General features: G+C 60.4%; 20 protein-coding genes and 1 tRNA gene. 10 read left to right on the forward strand and 11 right to left on the reverse strand.

All coding sequences use genetic code 11. The annotated features are described in order from the left end of the window. Window positions 1-56 precede the first annotated feature (56 nt). Window positions 57-830: a COG3904 family protein gene (locus BLS57_RS06830; RefSeq protein WP_093740549.1), complete on the reverse strand. Its 774-nt coding sequence runs from the start codon at window positions 828-830 to the stop codon at window positions 57-59. Continuing rightward, entirely contained in the window at window positions 827-2,149 is a 1,323-nt protein-coding gene (locus tag BLS57_RS06835) for an AAA family ATPase (RefSeq protein WP_093740551.1), read from the reverse strand. The genes BLS57_RS06830 and BLS57_RS06835 overlap by 4 nt, the downstream gene beginning before the upstream one ends. An 89-nt stretch (window positions 2,150-2,238) precedes the next feature. On the opposite strand from BLS57_RS06835, the gene BLS57_RS06840 reads away from it, so the two are divergent. After that, the gene (locus BLS57_RS06840; protein ID WP_425274334.1) at window positions 2,239-2,715 is read left to right on the forward strand and encodes an MmcB family DNA repair protein; all 477 of its coding nucleotides are present in this window, start codon (window positions 2,239-2,241) and stop codon (window positions 2,713-2,715) included. On the opposite strand, the gene BLS57_RS06845 is transcribed toward BLS57_RS06840, so the two are convergent. Next, window positions 2,712-2,900: a DUF6324 family protein gene (locus BLS57_RS06845; protein WP_093740553.1), complete on the reverse strand. Its 189-nt coding sequence runs from the start codon at window positions 2,898-2,900 to the stop codon at window positions 2,712-2,714. The two genes, BLS57_RS06840 and BLS57_RS06845, sit on opposite strands and share 4 nt — an antisense overlap. A gap of 79 nt (window positions 2,901-2,979) precedes the next feature. On the opposite strand from BLS57_RS06845, the gene BLS57_RS06850 reads away from it, so the two are divergent. Then, window positions 2,980-3,462, forward strand: coding sequence for a GNAT family N-acetyltransferase (locus BLS57_RS06850; protein ID WP_093740555.1), 483 nt, complete (start codon window positions 2,980-2,982; stop codon window positions 3,460-3,462). A 65-nt stretch (window positions 3,463-3,527) separates the two neighbouring features. Further along, window positions 3,528-3,604, forward strand: a tRNA-His gene (locus BLS57_RS06855). Window positions 3,605-3,629: 25 nt separating this feature from the next. Here the strand turns inward: BLS57_RS06855 and BLS57_RS06860 are convergent. Both BLS57_RS06860 and metF read right to left on the reverse strand, forming a co-directional pair. Beyond that, window positions 3,630-4,112 carry a PaaI family thioesterase gene (locus BLS57_RS06860; RefSeq protein WP_093740557.1) on the reverse strand — a complete coding sequence of 161 codons (483 nt, stop codon included), beginning with the start codon at window positions 4,110-4,112 and terminating at the stop codon, window positions 3,630-3,632. Window positions 4,113-4,194: 82 nt separating this feature from the next. Next, complete coding sequence (gene metF / locus BLS57_RS06865; RefSeq protein WP_093740559.1) at window positions 4,195-5,061, reverse strand: methylenetetrahydrofolate reductase [NAD(P)H]; 867 nt, start codon at window positions 5,059-5,061, stop codon at window positions 4,195-4,197. A 94-nt stretch (window positions 5,062-5,155) separates the two neighbouring features. Between metF and BLS57_RS06870 the strand changes: the two genes are divergently transcribed. Continuing rightward, window positions 5,156-6,061 carry a LysR family transcriptional regulator gene (locus BLS57_RS06870; protein WP_093740561.1) on the forward strand — a complete coding sequence of 302 codons (906 nt, stop codon included), beginning with the start codon at window positions 5,156-5,158 and terminating at the stop codon, window positions 6,059-6,061. A 222-nt stretch (window positions 6,062-6,283) separates the two neighbouring features. Here BLS57_RS06870 and BLS57_RS06875 read toward each other — a convergent pair whose 3' ends face one another. Next, window positions 6,284-7,324 (reverse strand): NADP-dependent oxidoreductase, encoded by a 1,041-nt coding sequence (locus BLS57_RS06875; RefSeq protein WP_093740563.1) that lies wholly within the window; start codon window positions 7,322-7,324, stop codon window positions 6,284-6,286. Window positions 7,325-7,492: 168 nt separating this feature from the next. Here BLS57_RS06875 and BLS57_RS06880 point away from each other — a divergent pair, with 168 nt between their 5' ends. Beyond that, the gene (locus BLS57_RS06880; RefSeq protein ID WP_093740565.1) at window positions 7,493-8,278 is read left to right on the forward strand and encodes an inositol monophosphatase family protein; all 786 of its coding nucleotides are present in this window, start codon (window positions 7,493-7,495) and stop codon (window positions 8,276-8,278) included. Here the strand turns inward: BLS57_RS06880 and BLS57_RS06885 are convergent, their stop codons facing one another. After that, entirely contained in the window at window positions 8,279-8,569 is a 291-nt protein-coding gene (locus tag BLS57_RS06885) for a DUF6476 family protein (protein WP_093740567.1), read from the reverse strand. Between BLS57_RS06885 and BLS57_RS06890 the strand changes: the two genes are divergently transcribed. The 3 genes from BLS57_RS06890 to BLS57_RS06900 all read left to right on the forward strand — a co-directional run bounded on the left by BLS57_RS06890 (window position 8,568) and on the right by BLS57_RS06900 (window position 11,497). After that, window positions 8,568-9,611 (forward strand): RluA family pseudouridine synthase, encoded by a 1,044-nt coding sequence (locus BLS57_RS06890; protein ID WP_093740569.1) that lies wholly within the window; start codon window positions 8,568-8,570, stop codon window positions 9,609-9,611. The two genes, BLS57_RS06885 and BLS57_RS06890, sit on opposite strands and share 2 nt — an antisense overlap. Window positions 9,612-9,784: 173 nt before the next feature. Then, window positions 9,785-10,681, forward strand: coding sequence for an RNA polymerase sigma factor RpoH (gene rpoH, locus BLS57_RS06895; protein ID WP_093740571.1), 897 nt, complete (start codon window positions 9,785-9,787; stop codon window positions 10,679-10,681). A gap of 444 nt (window positions 10,682-11,125) precedes the next feature. Then, entirely contained in the window at window positions 11,126-11,497 is a 372-nt protein-coding gene (locus tag BLS57_RS06900; protein WP_093740573.1) for a hypothetical protein, read from the forward strand. Between the two features lie 76 nt (window positions 11,498-11,573). On the opposite strand, the gene BLS57_RS06905 is transcribed toward BLS57_RS06900, so the two are convergent. Next, complete coding sequence (locus tag BLS57_RS06905) at window positions 11,574-12,752, reverse strand: dipeptidase (RefSeq protein WP_093740575.1); 1,179 nt, start codon at window positions 12,750-12,752, stop codon at window positions 11,574-11,576. 115 nt (window positions 12,753-12,867) lie between these two features. Between BLS57_RS06905 and BLS57_RS06910 the strand changes: the two genes are divergently transcribed. Continuing rightward, on the forward strand, window positions 12,868-13,137 hold the full coding sequence (locus BLS57_RS06910; RefSeq protein ID WP_093740577.1) for a DksA/TraR family C4-type zinc finger protein: 270 nt from the start codon (window positions 12,868-12,870) through the stop codon (window positions 13,135-13,137). A 110-nt stretch (window positions 13,138-13,247) separates the two neighbouring features. Further along, on the forward strand, window positions 13,248-13,802 hold the full coding sequence (locus BLS57_RS06915) for a DsrE family protein (protein ID WP_093740579.1): 555 nt from the start codon (window positions 13,248-13,250) through the stop codon (window positions 13,800-13,802). Window positions 13,803-13,882: 80 nt separating this feature from the next. On the opposite strand, the gene BLS57_RS06920 is transcribed toward BLS57_RS06915, so the two are convergent. From BLS57_RS06920 to BLS57_RS06930, 3 genes are read right to left on the reverse strand one after another with little or no spacing between them, the layout of a single operon-like run. Next, a complete protein-coding gene (locus BLS57_RS06920) occupies window positions 13,883-15,244 on the reverse strand; it encodes a sensor histidine kinase (RefSeq protein WP_093740581.1) in 1,362 nt (453 codons plus the stop codon). A gap of 4 nt (window positions 15,245-15,248) precedes the next feature. Further along, window positions 15,249-16,049: an alpha/beta fold hydrolase gene (locus tag BLS57_RS06925; protein WP_093740583.1), complete on the reverse strand. Its 801-nt coding sequence runs from the start codon at window positions 16,047-16,049 to the stop codon at window positions 15,249-15,251. 47 nt (window positions 16,050-16,096) lie between these two features. Further along, on the reverse strand, window positions 16,097-17,914 hold the full coding sequence (locus BLS57_RS06930) for a M3 family oligoendopeptidase (protein ID WP_093740585.1): 1,818 nt from the start codon (window positions 17,912-17,914) through the stop codon (window positions 16,097-16,099). Between the last annotated feature and the right edge of the window lie 22 nt (window positions 17,915-17,936).

Genomic DNA, 17,936 nt, shown 5'->3' on the forward strand with positions numbered 1-17,936 from the left:
TTAATAGATACCAAATGGTATCATGTCAAGTCTCCGGTGATATGGCGCGCGGGTGTCTATTCCTCTGGAATAAAACCGTAGCGACGCAACTCATCGGGTAGCAGCACATAAATTTCATCCGGCGGTGTGACCAGCGCGTGCTGCATCACCAATGGGTCGATCCCCATCTCGTCCAGATAGCGCATGACCGCACCCTGGCCGCGCTGGATGTCCTCCACGGCGACAAAGGCGGGCAGGATCGTGCTTTGGCCAAAGTAGTGCTGATGCACCCCGACCGAGCCGCTGTCCGGCACGTCACGGCTTGCCCCGCCGACGAGCAGATAGGGGCAGGCCGAGTAGCAGATGTCACCCTCGCGCAGCGCGGTGTTCAGCCCTTCGCGGCGCAGGTAGCGGCCCAGTTCGAGCGCGTCCTGCACCGAACCGCCGGGAGAGTTCAAATAGACCTGCTCTGGTGCTGGCTCCAAATCGGCGAGTTGCTTCACGATACGCTCAGCGTCGCCAGCGTCGATGGTGCCTTCGAGCAAGGCCGCACGACCTCCGGACACTGGCGTCAGGATCAATCGGTCGGGCAGGGCGGTGTCAGGCATCGGCTGTCCGGAGTTCGGCGCGCGGTCAGGTCGAAAGCGGCGGGTCTGGTCGCCGGGACGAATGGGTTCGGTCAATTCCGGTGCCTTGGGGCCGAAGGCGGGCAGACGCAGCCCTTCGCCAAGATCGCCCCAAAAGAGCAGAACGGCGAGGCCAAGCTGAAAGATCAGCACGCCCATCAGTACGCGGCCCACCACGGGTTTTCGCGGCGCTGCGTCTGCCTCGGAGGGGGCGCTGTCGCTCATGTGCTTTTGATCGGGGTAACTTGGCCCGGTGCGTCGTCGTGCGGGGTGGGGGTGTCTTGAACCGTTGGTGCTGGGCGGACGTGGGCGGGGCTGTCTTGCATGGCCGCGTCCACGTCGCGCACGGCGGCAAGGGCGGCGCGCAGTTCAGCAAGGGTCAGCGTGTCTTCGACGGCAGCCCCCTCGCGCCCTGAGCGGATCGCGCCTTGGGTGATGGCGAGGATCAACACCAACACGGCAGGCAGCAGATCAATAGCGATGGCGCCGGCCCAAGAGGGCACGAAGTTGCGCGCATAGAGGATAACCGCGTCTGCGCTAGAGATCGGCGTGTAGGTGCTGTCGGCAGCGGGGGGCATGGCTTGAACGTCCTGTGCCGCACGTTCCAGCGTTGCGGCGCGTTGGGCCAGCACTTCAAGGACGGAGTTAATTGTCGCCCCCTGCGCGCCGCGCTGTTCGGGACTGCTGCCGTCCAACTCAGGAAGAACAACGGATGCGGCCAAATCCTGTGCGGCTCGTTCAACCAAAGGCGCTACTGAGAGTTGGCGAAGGCGGGTGATCAACCCCGCCAGCCGCACCGCCTGCTCCGAAAACTCGACCGAGCGGGCCTCGACCGGGCCGGGTTCGACCGTCAGCGCGCGCATCCGGCTCAGGATTTGGTTCCCCTCGGCGAAGGCGTCATTCACCAGCGGTGTCTGCGTCGCGATCTGCGCCTCTAGCCCCGAGAGTTCCGCCGCTTTTTGCCGCAGCACGCGAAAGACCGCACCACGGCCAGCGAGACCAGAGAGACTCCCGGCGGCTTCCTGTTCGCTCAGGTCTTCGAAGCTCTGGCGCACACGGGCGACATCGCGTTCTAAGCCTTGGGCAGACAGCGCAATCTCATGGGTGCGCTCCAAGGCGCCCTGATAGTCCTGCACAGTCTCGGCCAGATGCTGCTCTACCGCGGCAGAGCCCGCCAGCGCGGCGGCGTTCAGCCAGCTCGACATGGCGATAATGGCGAGCGAGCCGAGCCCCATGGCCCCCAGAAGCCCCATCCGGGCGCGGGCGGTGCGGACGGCGGGGAAAAGACGCAGAAGGTAGGACCAGAAGACGAAGATCCCGACCGAGACCGCCACCGAATAGGCAATCGCAGCGAAGGCCGACATGGCGCCATTGTCATCCAGCAGGGATGAAACGCCAAGATAGGTATAGATGCCCGAGGCCACCGCCAGCACGCCAAGTGCTGTGCCGGAGAATGTGTCGAGCCATGTCAGATGCCCCTCCAACTCACGCGCATAGCGCACACCACGCGCCTGCGTTTCACTCATCGGTTCGCGTGTCGTCATGGGGTCCCCTCGCTGTACTCGCCTCAAGATAGGGGGCGGCGGAGGAATTACCAAACTTTCCGCGTGGGCCTCTTGTCAATGTTCACTAAATGTTCATATTTGTCGCCATGATGGAAACCGACATACGAAGCTTCCAGCCCGGCCAACTTCTGGCGCGGGGAGTGATGCGGCACCTCGCGGACCTAGGGTTCGCCTGTGTGGAGGAGCTTGTTCCCGCGCGGGGGCTGCGCGTGGACGTGATGGCACTTGGGCCTAAGGGCGAGGTTTGGATTGTCGAATGCAAATCCTGTCGCGCCGATTTTATGGGTGACGCAAAATGGGAGGGCTATTTGGAATGGGCTGACCGCTTCTTTTGGGCGGTCGATAGTGATTTCCCCGTCGAGCTGCTGCCAGAAGAAAGCGGGTTGATCATCGGGGATGCCTATGGGGCGGAGACGATCCGCATGGGCACCGAGACCAAACTCGCGCCAGCGCGGCGCAAGGTGATGATCCAGAAATTTGCCACCCATGCGGCACGGCGCTTGCATCGCTTGCGCGACCCGGACATGGCGCCCAGCTGGTCTTAGCGGCCTACTTTGGCTGCGCGGCCAGCGGCGGCCATGATCTCTTCGGCAATCTCGCGGGCTTCATCTGGGGTGAAATCCATCGGGATTTCCACGCCGTCGCCTTCGACGAACAGACGGACCATGCCCTTGTCGGTAGGCCCGATTTGCAGGTTTGCTTCGATGTCGCGTTCGGTGTCGATGCCCATGGCTGTCTCCAATTTGATGGGCGCTATCGCTAGCGCGGGCCGGGTTGAAAGGCAAGCGGACTTGCGGCTAGGCTGGGCCATGAACCCGATCACCATACGCAGATTTACCGCCGAAGACCGCGACTGGCTGGTGACGCAGCACCGCGACCTCTATGCCCGCGACGAAGGGTTTGACGAAAGCTTTGGCGTGCTGGTGGGGCAGATCGTCGATGATTTCCTCGCCCAACATGATCCGACGCGCGAAGCGGGTTGGATCGCTCAGCGCGGGGAGGAACGCTTAGGGTCGATCTTTTGCGTCAGCTTGGACTCGAGTCGTGCAAAGCTGCGGTTGTTTCTTTTGACGCCCGAGGCGCGGGGGCAGGGGCTCGGGTGGCGCATGCTTGAGACCTGCATGGGGTTTGCCCGCGACTGCGGCTACAGCGGCATGCAGCTTTGGACCCACGAATCCCACCGGGCCGCCGGCGCGCTCTATGCTCGGAACGGCTGGATCCTGACCGACAGTCGCCCCGTTGTCTCTTTTGGCAGGGATAATGTGGAGCAGACTTGGGAAATTCTTTTGTAAAGCTGCAATCCTTCGCGGGTTGAGGTCTTGCAATCTCTCTCTGGCGGCGCTAAATCCGCCCCAGTGCCGCCTTAGCTCAGTTGGTTAGAGCGCTTGATTGTGGATCAAGAGGTCCCTGGTTCGAGACCAGGAGGTGGTACCATCCCTCCCCCATTCGCAGGTGTCGCTTAGGTGATCTTCATCACGATGCAGGTTGTGGAGCCTGTGGCATAGAGCTTGCCGTCCTCGACGCCGCGAATTTCGCCATGCGCCACACCGGTTGAGCGGCCCACATGATCGGTCACGCCGATGCAGTCTATTTCCATGCCCAGAGGCAGGCCGCGCAGAATGTTAATCTTGTATTCTAAGGTGGTGTAGACCGAGCCACGGGGCACTTTGGTCATCACAGCGCAAGCCATCGCGGAATCGAGCAGCGTGCCGTACCAGCCGCCGTGTACCGTGCCCATCGGGTTGGTCATGGCAAAGCTGGGTGCACCGCGAAACACCACGCGGCCTTCTTCGACAGCATGCAGCGCGTAGCCCATGGTCTGGCCGATAGGCGGGCCGGGGTTGGTGCCGTCGAGAATCGCCTGCATGAACTCCAGGCCCGAAAGTTTCAGGGCGTCAGATTGAGACAAAAGATCAGCAGGGCTTTGGGCGACGCGGGGCATGTGGTTCTCCGGGCAAATTGATTGCCGCGAAGGATACGCCCGCATAGGGCAGGGGCAAGCCCCCGCCCATCGGTCGCATTATTTACGCAACGTCGGAGAGGCCAACCTGCGGGGTCACGCCAATCGCACGGCAGACATCGCGGGTCAGCTCGGCGCGGTTCAGCGTGTAGAAGTGGAGCGCGTCAACGCCTTCGTCGATCAACTCGCTGCACAGTTCGGTGCACAGGGCCTGAGCAAGCAAATCGTGGCGGTCATCGCGGATCGCGGCTTCATAGGCTTGATCGACCCACGTGGGGATCGGCGTGCCGCATTTCGTCGCGAACTTGCGCGCCGAGGTCCAGTTGACCACCGGCAGGATGCCCGGCGTGATCGGCTTGTCGATGCCCGCTTTGACACAGGCGTCACGGAAGCGCAGGAAGGTTTCGGGCTCAAAGAAGAACTGCGTCAGCGCCTCATCTGCGCCCGCGTCGAACTTGCGTTTGAGCCAGTCGATATTGGCCTGTTGGTCCGCCGCTTCGGGGTGCGGATCGGGGTAGGCGCCGACGCGGATGGTGAATTTTCCGGTCTTGGCCAGCGCTTCGATCAGCTCGCAACTGTTGGCAAAGCCTTCGGGGTGGGGCTCGAACTTATCGGTGCCTGCCTGAGGGTCGCCGCGCAGGGCGACGATGTCTTTGATACCCGCTTCGGCGAATTTTTCGGCCACTTCGAGCGTTTCAGCCCGGCTTGCGCCAACGCAGGTCAGGTGGCCCGCGACGGGTAGGCCGGAGGTGCGGTGCAAAACGTGCGCCGAATCTTGCGTCAAGTCGCGCGTGGTACCGCCAGCGCCGTAGGTGACAGAGAAAAAGCGCGGGGCCAGCGGGGCCAACGCCTGCGCTGCGTCCCACAGTTTAAACGCCGCGCCGACAGTGCGGGGCGGGAAGACTTCGAAGGAGACGGCAGGCGTGGTCATCGGAAAATCCTTTTGGCGGTTTGAAGCCTTGTCTCACATCTGGCGTTGTGAGACAAACTCATAACATTCATCTTGAACATGAGTAATGCCTCACATGCACATTGAGTTCCGTCATCTGCGCACAATCAAGGCCATTCACGAAGCGGGTGGCTTGGCCCGTGCGGCGGAGCAGATGAATATCACGCAGTCGGCTTTGAGTCACCAAGTGAAGGGGTTGGAGGATCAGGCGGGGGTTGAACTGTTTGTGCGGCGCTCGAAACCGCTGAAGCTGTCGCCTGCCGGACAGCGGTTGCTGAAACTGGCGCAGCAGGTCTTGCCGCAGGTCGAAGCCTTGCAGGACGAGTTCTCGGGCCTGCGCGCAGGCAGCACGGGGCGGATGCATATTGCGATCGAGTGTCACGCCTGTTTTGAGTGGCTTTTCCCGGTGTTGGAGCAGTTCCGGCGGCATTGGCCGGACGTGGATGTCGATATCCGCCCCGGTTTGGCCTTTGACGCCTTGCCCGCGTTACTGCGCGAAGAGGTGGATCTCGTGGTGTCGTCGGACCCCGAAGAACTGCCGGGTGTCGAGTTTGTCGAACTATTTGATTACAATCCGGTTTTTGTGGCGTCGCAGAGCCATCCCTTGGCGGAGAAGCCTTTCATTGAGGCGGCGGATTTCCGGGGGGAGACGCTGATCACTTACCCTGTAGAGCGCTCGCGGTTGGATGTGTTTAGCCAGTTGTTGATCCCGGCAAAGGTGGAGCCTGCTGCGATCCGGCAGGTGGAGCTGACGGCGGTGATTTTGCTGCTGGTGGCGTCGAATAGGGGGGTCTCGGTGCTGCCCGATTGGGTGGTGCGGGAGGTGAAATATTCGTCGGATTATGTGACGCGGCCGCTGACCGAGAAGGGGATCACACGGCGGCTTTATGCGGCGGTGCGCAAAGATGATTTGGGCAAGCCGTTTATGGAGGAGTTGTTGAAACTGGCCGGGCAGGAGGCGCGGAAGCTGCAGCGGGCCTAAGCGGAGCAGAGAGGGCCAGCGCCTGCCCGTGGGTGGGCGATCTAACCGTTGGTTCATGCCGCTTTATGGTTCAGCCATGATGTGCGTTCACGGAGTAGCGCCCAGCCTCTCTAAATCGCCTACCCGGGGGACGGGCAGGCGATGGCCCGGCGCCTGCGGCTTGATTCCGGGCCGGGTGGTTGAACGCGCCGTCCCTTAAGGCGGAACGACGCATTCCAAAGATTACTTCACCTTAACGATAGCCTTCCCGGTATTCCCCCCGGTCAGCATCTCGATAAACGCCTGTGGCGCATTCTCCAGTCCTTCGGTGATGTCTTCTTTCACCTTTACGCGGCCATCGGCCACCATCGGGGCCACTTCGCCCAGAAACTGCGGCAGCTTGTTCCAGTGGTTAGAGATGATAAAGCCCCGCACCGTGAGGAAGTTCACCAAAATCGTCCGCCACAGGCGCGGCGCGGTTAGGCCAGCACCCTCGGCATTAGCCCCCAGACCGCCCGCGTTATACCAAGCGATCATACCACAAAGCGGGATGCGCCCATGCGGGTTCATCAGCGGCAGCACGGCATCCAGAACCTTGCCGCCGACGTTCTCGTAATAGATGTCGATCCCGTTGGGTGCGGCCTCTTTCAACGCGGCGCGCAGCGATTTGGCGTCGTCAAAAGCGCGGTGGTCAAGGCAGACGTCAAAGCCAAACTCACGCGTGGCGATCTCGCATTTCTCGGACCCGCCAGCGATCCCAACAGTGCGCAGCCCCTTGGCCTTGGCCAATTGCCCCACGACCGAGCCAACAGGCCCGGTGGCCGCGGCAACAACCAGTGTTTCGCCTTCTTTCGGTTGGCCGATTTCGTTCAGACCGTACCAGCCGGTCAGGCCCGGCATCCCCAACACGCCAAGCGAGGCCGTGATCGGCACGGCATCCGCATCAACCTTCTGGCACTGTTTGGCATGGGCCACGCCGTGGGTTGCCCAGCCAAAGGAGCCAAATGCGAAATCACCGACGGCAAAGCTCGGATCGTTTGAGGCAATAACCTTGCCAACGCTGCCGCCTTCCATCAGACCGCCGATCGGCACTGGCTGAGCATAGGATTTGGCGTCATCCATCCGGCCCCGCATATAGGGGTCAAGCGACATGTAATGCACTTCGACCAGTATCTCACCATCGCCCGGTGTCGGCATCTCAACAGTCTCAAGGCGGAAGTTCTCAGGCGTCGGCGCACCGTCGGGACGGCTGGCGAGGACGATTCTTTGCATCTGGTCGGACATGGGCTTTCCTTTGCGCTTACTTGCTATGGTTACAAGTTGCCCGCTGACGCGCCGAAAACAACCCTGCACGCAGCGTAACGTCTCCCCTCAGGCGATCAGGTCTGCCCCCTTGGCAATTGCGCGCGTGCGCCCTATACGTCCCGCCTTATCCATCAAAGGGCGCGAACAATGGTCGGCAGTGCGAATCTCAACATCATGATCAAAGCAGCACGCAAAGCGGGGCGTGCACTGGTCAAGGATTTCCGCGAGGTCGAGAACCTTCAGGTCTCGGTCAAAGGCGCGGGCGATTTCGTGACCAAGGCCGACATTGGCGCTGAGAAGATCCTCAAGGACGAGTTGATGGGCGCACGTCCGACTTACGGCTGGTTGGCCGAAGAGGGCGGCGAAGACGAGGGCCAAGACCCAACGCGCCGTTGGATCGTCGATCCGCTCGATGGCACCACCAACTTCCTGCACGGTCTGCCGCATTGGGCAGTCTCCATCGCGCTGGAGCATAAGGGCGAGATCGTCGCCGGTGTGGTCTTTGACCCCGCCAAGGACGAGATGTTCTTTGCCGAAAAAGGCACTGGTGCTTGGATGAACGAAGGCCGCTTGCGCGTGTCGGGCCGTCACCGGATGATCGAGTCGATCTTCGCCACGGGCCTGCCCTTCGGTGGCCGGGCCGACCTGCCCGAAACGCTCAAAGACCTGGGCCGCCTCTTGCCCGTATGCGCCGGTGTGCGCCGCTGGGGGGCGGCTTCGCTTGATCTCGCTTACGTCGCCTCGGGCCGTTACGATGGTTTCTGGGAGCGTCGTTTGAAGCCGTGGGACGTGGCCGCGGGCATGTTGATCGTCAAAGAGGCCGGTGGACTTGTTGAGGCGATCCGTCCGGAGCGGAACATCCTCCAGCACGGCGAGATCATTTGCTCGAACGAGCCGATCTATTCGACCTTCGCCAAAACGATCCGCGGCTGATTATTCGATCGCAATCGTCTGGCGCAGGGCGCCGGTCAGTTGGTCAAAGATCAGGATTTCATTCGCATCCGTCACCACCGCATACCAGCCGCGCCCTTGTGTAAACGCTTGGGCGCTGCTGCCATCGGGCAGGGTGACGCTGCGCGGCAGGCTCGGCCCTTGATCGCTGAGACGCGTGACAAGCACGAAGATCAGCACTAGAACCCCGCCAATCATCACGACGGTCAAGACCGTCACCATCCGTCGCAGAAACCGCAGGTTTGCCGGTTCATCAGGGTTGTCCGTATCCATGTCTCACCGCCGCATCGATTTCATTCTGGGCGATACCCCGCCCGCCCGTCTTGATAAGGCGCTGGCGCGCGATGTGCCAGAGGAAGCGAACCTGTCGCGCACCCGTTTGGGGCGCTTGATCGAGCAGGGCGCGGTGACGGTGGATGGCGCGGTGGTGCAAGACCCGCGTGCCAAGGTGGCCGAAGGGCAGGTGGTGCAGATCGAGGTCGAAGAGGCCGCCGAGAGCCATATCCTGCCCGAAGACATCCCGCTGTCGGTGGTGTTTGAGGATGATGACCTCATCGTGATCGACAAGCCTGCGGGCATGGTGGTGCACCCCGCGCCCGGCTCGCCTTCGGGCACGCTGGTTAACGCCTTGTTAGCACATTGTGGTGATGATCTGTCAGGCGTCGGCGGGATGAAGCGGCCCGGAATCGTGCACCGGATTGATAAGGACACGACCGGCTTGCTGGTCGTCGCCAAGTCTGACGCCGCGCATCATGGGCTGGCGGCACAGTTTGAGAAACATACGGTTGAGCGCTATTACCAGACGCTCGTTTATGGCGTGCCGGACGCCAACGATCCGCGTCTGCGGGGCGTTAAGGGTGCGTCTTTCGAGGCGGGGAACATCCTGCGCATGACCACGCAACTGGCGCGTCACAAGACGGATCGCCAGCGGCAGGCTGTGCTTTTTCAAGGGGGACGCCATGCCGTGACCCGCGCCCGCACCGTCGAGCGGTTTGGCACGCCGCCCGTTGTGGCATTGATGGAATGCTGGCTCGAGACCGGGCGCACGCATCAAATTCGCGTGCATATGGCCCACGCGGGCCATGGCCTCGTTGGCGACGCGACCTATGGCGGGCGGCGCAAGCTGGCCAAGACGGCTTTGCCCGAAGCCACCGCCGACGCGATCCGTGCCTTCCCGCGCCAAGCGCTCCATGCTGCCGTTCTTGGGTTCGAACATCCGGTAACCGGGGAAAACCTGCGGTTTGAAGCACCTTTGCCGCCCGATATGGCGGAATTGCTGAGCCTGCTGCGCAATGGACCGCTTGCTGCGGAATAAGGCCGCCGCCACGGGGAACTTGCCCGTCGGGGGGTACGTTTTGTTCACACACGTTGTGCAATGATGAACAGAAGCCAAGGCGCTTCGACCTTGAAAGCACAGACGGGGCCGCCCATATTGCATGTTAAGCGCAATAACATAGGCCCCGAGTTAATTGGGGAAAGGGACATGACATGGCTAATTATGCAAATCTGCCCGCACCAACACCCGAAGGCGGGCTGAACCGTTACATGCAAGAAATCCGCAAGTTCCCGCTGTTGGAGCCTGAGGAAGAATATATGCTGGCGAAACGCTGGGTTGAGGAACAAGACACCGAAGCAGCTCACAAGATGGTGACCTCGCACCTCCGCCTCGCGGCGAAGATCGCGATGGGCTACCGCGGCTACGGTCTGCCGCAATCCGAGGTGATCTCCGAAGCGAACGTTGGTCTGATGCAGGCTGTGAAGCGTTTTGATCCGGAAAAGGGTTTCCGCTTGGCCACCTATGCGATGTGGTGGATCAGGGCGTCGATCCAGGAATATATTCTGCGCTCTTGGTCGCTGGTCAAACTGGGCACGACTTCTGGTCAGAAGAAGCTGTTCTTTAACCTGCGCAAGGCTAAGAACAAGATCGGCGCCTTGGAAGAAGGCGACCTGCGGCCTGAGAACGTAAAAGAGATCGCAACCCAGCTTGGCGTGACTGAGGCAGAGGTCGTCTCAATGAACCGCCGGATGTCGGGCGGCGATGCGTCATTGAATGCGACCGTCGGCTCCGAAGGCGAGGGGACGATGCAATGGCAAGATTGGCTCGAAGACGAAGATGCTGATCAGGCCGGTGACTACGCCGAACGCGACGAGTTGGAGACCCGGCGCGAGATGCTGGCGGAAGCTTTGGAAGTGTTGAATGACCGCGAGAAGGACATTCTCACGCAGCGCCGCTTGTCGGATGAAACGGTTACACTCGAAGATCTATCCACCCAATATGACGTAAGTCGCGAGCGCATTCGTCAGATTGAGGTTCGGGCCTTTGAGAAGTTGCAAAAGCGTATGCGCGAACTGGCAAAAGAAAAGGGCATGGCGGCGGCGAGCTAATCGCGAACCGCCGCTGTGCTAGGAACCCTCGCTCCCATGAGCGGGGGTTTTTCTTTTTTCCGGTATATGAGGGGCCGCTATTCTACGCGGTACTTTCGTCACCGGTCGCCTAGCTCTCAACAAATGCGCGGCCCGCGTTGCTGCTAGTGTCTCGAATCATCCACGAGGGATGGGCGTTTAAGCCCTGTTTTCCAAAAACAGCCGAGACTGAACCTCAAAAAACTTGGCTTCGAAAGCGCAAAATAGTGTGATTTTGGCCATGTTACCCAACGTTAACCCGCGTAAAGTTTCATCGCCACATTTCCTGCAAGTTGTCGCCCCATTCCCGCCACAATTCACCAACAAAACGTTTGTACAGGTTGGGCAGCGCGATGAACGCAGAGCGTCATTAAAGGTCCATAAGGCAAGGTAAAAGCGAAATTTCCGAACGGACGAGGTTCCTAAATGTTCAAGCGCCTAGAAGTCATCGACAGTTCCACCTTCACCCGCGGGGAGGTCATCCGCAGACGTCGTCTGTACGACCCGGTCTATCTGACCTTCGCCCCCGAAAGCCGCCCCGTTGGCTATGAAATCCTACGCGCCAATATCACCAAGGCGCGCTACTGCCGGGACTTCGGTCGCATTGAGGCCTGCGTCGCGGTGACCTATGCGCATCACCCTTCGGTGCCGCCGCGCACTGCTTTTCTGCTGACCAGCGTTCCCCTGCGCCGCAAAGGCCAGCCGCAGGACCTGCGGATGCGTCTGATCCAGACCGCTGTCAGCCTTTCCGTCCGGATGGATCAACAAGAACGGGAGGCCGCGCTTAAAGCCGCCTGATCGGCTTCCTTACTGCCCATACTGCCAAAGACCGACTGGCCGCGCTCTATCTGGGCGCGGCCCTTTTTATAAGACGTTACCCCTTCAGCCTCGCGCGCAGTACCCGCAACATATTCTCGCCCATGACCTTGCGAATATCAGCCTCGCTCAGGCCCGCGTCCAAGAGAGCATGGGTCAAGGCAGGCATCTCCGAAGTGTCAAAGGCCGTCGCGACCGAGCCGTCAAAGTCGGAGCCCAGCGATACATGGTCGACCCCAACCACTTCGATCGCCTTGAGGATCATCTTGGCGATGCCTTCAGGGCGAATGTCACCGCAAGCGACTTCGTCCCAATAGCCCATGCCGATCACGCCGCCCGTAGCGGCGATGTCCTGCATCAGGTCGTCGGGGAAATTGCGTTTCACATCACAATGCGCCCGCACGCCCGTATGGCTCACCACAAGTGGAATATCCGTCATCTCCAGCACATCACGTGCCACCTGCGGGCTGGAATGGGCAAGGTCGAGCACCATGCCGCGGTTTGCGACTTCACTCACAACCGCACGCCCGAAATCGGTCAAACCTTGATCACCTTCGCCATGCAATGAGCCGCCCAGTGCATTGTCAAAGAAATGGTGCAGCCCGATCACCCGGTGGCCCGCGGCTTCGATCAGGTCGAGGTTGGCCAGATCCTCTTCGAGCGGATGGGCGCCTTCGATGCCAAGGATGCCGCCGACAACCTCTTTGCCCGCCGCGCGATCCGCGACAAGCGCTTCGAGATCGCTGCGGCTCTTGATGATCCGAAAGGTGTCGGGCAGAGCGGCTTCAACCCGGTGCAGTTTCTCGGCCTGATAGAGCGCGCGTTCCAGCAGGCTGTTCCAGGTGCGTATGGGCCAAAGCTGACCGATGGCGAGGGCAGTGATATTGTCAAACGCCTCCGCTGAATTGCTGTCGTAGTTCTGGCCCGCGGGGGATTTCGTCACGGCGGTAAAGACCTGCAACGCGACGCCGCCCTCAATCAGCCGCGGGATATCGACCTGCCCGTAATCGCCACGTTCCGCAAGGTCTCGGTTCCACAGCAGAGGGTCAGCATGCCAATCGCCGACGATCATCTGCACATGTAAGGCGCGGGCATCATCGGACACCGGATAGGGTTCATGCATGGCGACTGCATTGCGGCTCTTTTCGACATAGGCAGGGGCGAAGGCAAAGAACCCGAACACGCCCAGCACGATAACGGTCAGCAGCCCGGCCATGATGATCTTGATAATACGCATGTTAAACCCATTTCTTAGAATACGGGCAGCTTAGACACAGGCCTGCTTTCTACAAAGCATGACGTGGCGCCCGATGGGCCGGTTAGGGCTGCAGAAGAGATAGAGGAGAGCGCAAATGGCTGGCGGTTGGGCCCGTGACGGGGCGGTAAGTGAGCAGATCGAAGCCTCGATCTCAGACGAATTGGCAAGGCTCAAAGCGCGCCGCGCCCCGGTGGGGGAAAGCCGGACCCATTGCGCCGAATGCGAAGAGCCAATCCCCGAGGCAAGGCGCGTCGCACTGCCCGGCGTCAAGCTTTGCATCGACTGCGTGCGCGAGCGCGATGGTCGACAGCAGATGCGTGGCGGGATCAATCGCCGCGGGTCGAAGGACAGCCAGCTGAAGTAGTCGGGAATGTAAGCTGAGAGCCTCGTCACGGCGCGCAATATCTATTGCTTGCGCGTAGTCACAGCGCTAGCCTTTGATTTACATGCAAATGGAACAAAGGCAGGAAATTGATGAAAAACTCCGTTCGAACTTCTCTGGTCGCACTGATGACAGTGGCAACGATAGGCATCGCTGGTCCGAGCATCGCAGGGCCAGAGGACAAATCTGCTTTTGATCCGGTCCAATACGAGGCCCAGAATGTTGTCTATGATTGGAACTATCCAACGCCAGAAACGGGCCTGCGTGCTTTAGGGTTTGTGCGTAATCACATTAAAGCGATGCAGGAGTTTGGCGATCTGGAAAACTCGAATATCGTGATCGTCGCTCACGGCAATGACTTGCATGCCTTCTCGCGGCTCAATAGCGAAGCCTACCCAGACGCGTACGCGCAGTTGAAAGAACTTACTGATTTGGGAGTAGAGATTCACGTTTGCCGCAACGCTGCCCGTGGCCGCGGTTACGCGCCAGAAGACTTCTATGATATCATCAAGGTGGTTCCGGCAGCGGTGATCGATATCGCGAAATACGGCAATCTTGGCTACAGTTACATGTATCCCGAATTGTTCCCCCGCATGACCCGCGAGGATATTATTGCCAAACATCCTGAAGTAACGATGGACGAATAGTCCCGCGAGGCGCAGCGTGAACAAGGCGCTGCGCCTCACTTATCTTACGGTCTTAAGGAAGACCAACTGATGTAGGTACGTCATACCTGCCTGTAGGGGGTCTCAAGGGTATAAGTCAGCCCCGTCGGCGCGAAGTCGAGGTTGGCGGTGCCGCCGAGTTCCGAGGCCACCAGGCGCTTTACCAGCTTGGAGCCAAAGCCCACGTTGCGGGTTTTCTCTTCTAATGGCGGACCGCCGCTTTCTTCCCAGACCAACCGAAAACGCTGGTTTTCGCTTTCCCCCATAAGGGTCCAATGCAACCGCACGCGACCCGCGTCGCTTGTCAGCGCGCCGTATTTCATCGCATTGGTCATGAGTTCAAAAAGGGCCAGCGCCAACATCGCCACGCTCTCGGGGGAGAAGACGACGTCCGGCCCTTCGAGATCGAACTGGGTTTCTACGCCAGAATCCTCCGCCGTCAGCTTGGCAACCTCGCGAATGCTGGTGCTGCGCCATTTGTTTGACACCAGAAGATCATGCGCCTTGGCCATGGACTGCAGCCGGGCCATGAAACGGTCGGTTTCTTCAGCCGACGCATCCGAGCGGAATGTTTGCCGTGCGATGCCCGAGACCACGGCAAGGTTGTTTTTGACCCGGTGGTTCAGCTCTTGCAATGTGATCTTGAGCTGACGATCCGTTTGCACTCGTTGGGTGATATCGCGCATCAGCAGGGAAAAATCCGGTTCGGGGATCCGCACGCCGGGTTCTGTGATCGGGGTCAGCGATATTGACAGATGTTTGCCGTCCGGTGTTTCCGCGTCAAAGAACTCTGGCGCCGCGCCGTCGAGCGCTTGGGGCAGCACATCGGCCAGCCAGTCCGCCTCGCCCAGCAGGGGGACCAACTCGGTCACCGGACGCCCGGTCGCGGTGCTGGCGTCAAAGCCGAACATCGCTGCTGCACGCGGGTTGAAGTTCTTGGCCCGCCCTGAGGAATCGATGCGGAAGATCGCCACTTGGGCCGAGCGGATTACCGCGGCCAGTTCTTCGGCATCATCGCGGGCGCGCCGCAAGTCGGCTTCATACATCGCCCGCTCGGTCGCGTCGAAAATATTGAAAACGATCCGAGCCTTAGGGCCATCGTCCGCCGGATGGCGGCTGGCGTTCAGCAGGATCGGGAAGCGGTCTTCGCCCTTGGGCGCCAAACGGCAGAGGATCTCACGGGCAAAGCCCTGTAGCAGGATCATCGGCATGATATGCGTGTCGAAAAACACCCGCCCCGGCACATCGAGAAGATGCGACAAGCGCTGGCCGACAAGGTCGTCAGGCGGGCAACCGGCCCAGTCTGCGAAGCGGCTGTTGCAATAGGTGATTTTAGCATTGTGGTCGGTCACCACAAAACCACTGTCGGCCCGGTCGATCAGTAGCTGTGCATCTTCCGCAGCGAGAATAGGGGGCGGCGCCAAGGGCTCAGTCGCTCTCGCTAAGGTAACGTTTGATTTCGCGGATGGTTTTTTGCGGCGCGGTCATATGCGGGCAATGGCCCACTGCTTCGACCACCCGCAAGGTCGCGCCGGTCATCGTGCCATACATCCAGTCGCCCACCGCCACGGGGGCAACGGCGTCGTCGTCGCATTGCAAGATGAGCGTGGGCGTCGTGATCCGTTCCATATCCGCGCGGCGGTCGGACAGGAATGTGACCCGGCCAAAGTGACGCGCGATGTCGGGGTTGGTGCGGCAAAAGCTCTGGGTCAGCATGCGCGAGGCATCGCCTTCGGCAGGCTCGCCCGCGATCGTGGGGGCCAATTGTTCGGCCCAGCCGAGGTAGTTCTCTTGCATGAAGTCGATGACCTGCAAAAGATCGTCCTTCTCGAACCCGCCGTTGTATTCCCCGTCATTCAAAAAACAGGGCGAGGGGGAGACCATGATCACCCGTTCAAAGCGGCCCGGGTTGTCAGCAGCCGCGATCCCCGCCGTAATGGCAGAGACCGAGTGACCGACAACAATGGGTTTTTCCAACTCCAACGCATCGCAAATCTCCACCAGATCTTGCGCATGGGCCGAAAGGTCGCTGTAGCGCTCGAAATCATAGGCGGAGAGATCGGATTGCCCGGCCCCGGTCAGGTCAAAAAGTACCACGCGGTAGTCGTCTTCAAAAGCCGGAGCCACGAAGCGCCACATGGTTTGGTCACAGCCAAAACCGTGGGCAAAGACAATCGCCTTCTGCCCCGTTCCCGAAACCTTTACATTATTTCGTTCTAGCACAGACATTGCGACCAATCCCCCGGATGATTTGTGCCGACCATGTCAGTTTAGCGTTATTCCATTGCCTCTAACTCGTCAATCATGCCGGAGATCATGCTCAGCCCCTTATCCCAGAACGCGGGGTCCGAGGCATCGAGCCCGAAGGGGGCCAGAAGTTCTTTGTGGTGCTTCGAGCCGCCCGCTTTCAGCATTTCGAAATACTTGTCCTCAAAGCCTTCTTCGCCCTCGGCATAGACCGCATAGAGCGCATTCACCAAACCGTCGCCAAAGGCATAGGCGTAGACGTAGAAGGGCGAGTGGACGAAATGGGGGATATAGGCCCAGAAGGTCTCGTAGCCGTCCATATACTCAAACGCAGGTCCAAGGCTCTCGGCTTGAACGCTCATCCAAAGCGCGTTGATGTCGTCGGGCGTCAACTCGCCGCCTTTGCGGGCGTCGTGGAGTTTGCACTCGAAGTCATAGAACGCGATCTGGCGCACGACCGTGTTGATCATGTCCTCAACCTTGCCCGCCAGCAGCACCTTGCGCTCGGCCTGGGTCTTGGCCTTGTCGAGCATCTTGCGGAAGGTGAGCATCTCGCCAAAGACCGAAGCCGTCTCGGCCAAGGTCAGCGGGGTCGAGGACAGCATCTCGCCCTGCTCGGCGGCCAGCACTTGGTGCACGCCGTGGCCCAACTCATGCGCCAGCGTCATCACGTCACGCGGTTTTCCGAGGTAGTTCAGCATCACATAGGGGTGGACGTTGGTCACGGTCGGATGCGCAAAGGCGCCCGGAGCCTTGCCCGGTTTCACGCCCGCGTCGATCCAGCCCTTGGTGAAGAACGGCTTCGCCAACTCGCCCATGCGCGGATCAAAGGCGGTATAGGCCTCCATCACGGTCTCTTCGGCCTGCGCCCAATCGACGACCTTGGGGTCTTCCATCGGCAGCGGCGCGTTGCGGTCCCAGACCTGCATCACGTCAAGGCCGAGCCATTTGCGCTTCAACTCGTAGTAGCGGTGGCTGAGCTTCGGGTAGGCCTCGACCACCGCGTTGCGCAGGGCTTCGACGACTTCCGGCTCGACGTGGTTGGAAAGGTGCCGCCCGGTCTGCGGCGTCTCCATCCCGCGCCAGCGGTCCATGACCTCTTTCTCTTTCACCTGCGTGTTGTGTACGCGGGCAAAGGTGCGGATGTTCGCGCCCAAAACCTCGGCCAATTCGCGCGCGCCTGCTTCACGCTTAGCGCGGTCGGGGTCGGTAAGCAGGTTCAGTGTGCCTTCGATGTTGAGCGTCTCGCCATCGACCTCAAACTCCAGCCCTGCGATGGTTTCGTCAAACATCCGCTCCCAAGCATCACCCACAACACCGAGATCGTGGAGGAACTTCTCCATCTCATCGGACAGTTGATAGGGTTTCATCGACCGGATGCGGTCGAACACAGGCTTGTAGCGCGCCAGATCGGGGTCTTGGTTCAACAGATCGGCGAGGTGATCGTCCGGCAGTTTGTTCAGTTCCAGCGTGAAAAACACCAGCGGCGTGGTGTAATCGGTGATCTTTTCCTGCATGTCGGACATGAACTTGGCCCGGCCAGAGTCCGTCGTCAGCTGGTAATAGCGCAGCCCTGCAAAGGACATGATGCGCCCCGCGACTTCATTGATCTTTTCATTGCGCAGCACACAGTCGAGCAGACCCTTGGCGTCCAGCGCTGCCAGCTTGCCTTCGTAGTCAGTTGCAAAGCTCGCGCAGGCCTCCTCCAACCAATCCAGATCGCGCTTCAGTTCCGCCGCATCTTCGCTGGTGTAGAGATCGCTCAAGTCCCATTCCGGCAGGTTGCCAAGGTCTTTGCCCCCGGCACTGGCATTGGCGTCGCGAAGCGGGAAGGGAAGCTGAAACATCGGTGTACCTCTTTTGCGTTTC

Source organism: Sulfitobacter delicatus, from assembly GCF_900102535.1.
In the GTDB taxonomy this organism is placed as follows: domain Bacteria; phylum Pseudomonadota; class Alphaproteobacteria; order Rhodobacterales; family Rhodobacteraceae; genus Sulfitobacter; species Sulfitobacter delicatus.

What these genes read in the sequence shown, in the direction of transcription:
- BLS57_RS06830 (WP_093740549.1), bottom strand. Translation starts at nt 830, where the DNA reads ATGAGCGACAGCGCCCCCTCCGAGGCAGACGCAGCGCCGCGAAAACCC.
- BLS57_RS06835 (WP_093740551.1), bottom strand. Translation starts at nt 2,149, where the DNA reads ATGACGACACGCGAACCGATGAGTGAAACGCAGGCGCGTGGTGTGCGC.
- BLS57_RS06840 (WP_425274334.1), top strand. Translation starts at nt 2,239, where the DNA reads ATGTTCATATTTGTCGCCATGATGGAAACCGACATACGAAGCTTCCAG.
- BLS57_RS06845 (WP_093740553.1), bottom strand. Translation starts at nt 2,900, where the DNA reads ATGGGCATCGACACCGAACGCGACATCGAAGCAAACCTGCAAATCGGG.
- BLS57_RS06850 (WP_093740555.1), top strand. Translation starts at nt 2,980, where the DNA reads ATGAACCCGATCACCATACGCAGATTTACCGCCGAAGACCGCGACTGG.
- BLS57_RS06860 (WP_093740557.1), bottom strand. Translation starts at nt 4,112, where the DNA reads ATGCCCCGCGTCGCCCAAAGCCCTGCTGATCTTTTGTCTCAATCTGAC.
- metF (WP_093740559.1), bottom strand. Translation starts at nt 5,061, where the DNA reads ATGACCACGCCTGCCGTCTCCTTCGAAGTCTTCCCGCCCCGCACTGTC.
- BLS57_RS06870 (WP_093740561.1), top strand. Translation starts at nt 5,156, where the DNA reads ATGCACATTGAGTTCCGTCATCTGCGCACAATCAAGGCCATTCACGAA.
- BLS57_RS06875 (WP_093740563.1), bottom strand. Translation starts at nt 7,324, where the DNA reads ATGTCCGACCAGATGCAAAGAATCGTCCTCGCCAGCCGTCCCGACGGT.
- BLS57_RS06880 (WP_093740565.1), top strand. Translation starts at nt 7,493, where the DNA reads ATGGTCGGCAGTGCGAATCTCAACATCATGATCAAAGCAGCACGCAAA.
- BLS57_RS06890 (WP_093740569.1), top strand. Translation starts at nt 8,568, where the DNA reads ATGTCTCACCGCCGCATCGATTTCATTCTGGGCGATACCCCGCCCGCC.
- BLS57_RS06885 (WP_093740567.1), bottom strand. Translation starts at nt 8,569, where the DNA reads ATGGATACGGACAACCCTGATGAACCGGCAAACCTGCGGTTTCTGCGA.
- rpoH (WP_093740571.1), top strand. Translation starts at nt 9,785, where the DNA reads ATGGCTAATTATGCAAATCTGCCCGCACCAACACCCGAAGGCGGGCTG.
- BLS57_RS06900 (WP_093740573.1), top strand. Translation starts at nt 11,126, where the DNA reads ATGTTCAAGCGCCTAGAAGTCATCGACAGTTCCACCTTCACCCGCGGG.
- BLS57_RS06905 (WP_093740575.1), bottom strand. Translation starts at nt 12,752, where the DNA reads ATGCGTATTATCAAGATCATCATGGCCGGGCTGCTGACCGTTATCGTG.
- BLS57_RS06910 (WP_093740577.1), top strand. Translation starts at nt 12,868, where the DNA reads ATGGCTGGCGGTTGGGCCCGTGACGGGGCGGTAAGTGAGCAGATCGAA.
- BLS57_RS06915 (WP_093740579.1), top strand. Translation starts at nt 13,248, where the DNA reads ATGAAAAACTCCGTTCGAACTTCTCTGGTCGCACTGATGACAGTGGCA.
- BLS57_RS06925 (WP_093740583.1), bottom strand. Translation starts at nt 16,049, where the DNA reads ATGTCTGTGCTAGAACGAAATAATGTAAAGGTTTCGGGAACGGGGCAG.
- BLS57_RS06930 (WP_093740585.1), bottom strand. Translation starts at nt 17,914, where the DNA reads ATGTTTCAGCTTCCCTTCCCGCTTCGCGACGCCAATGCCAGTGCCGGG.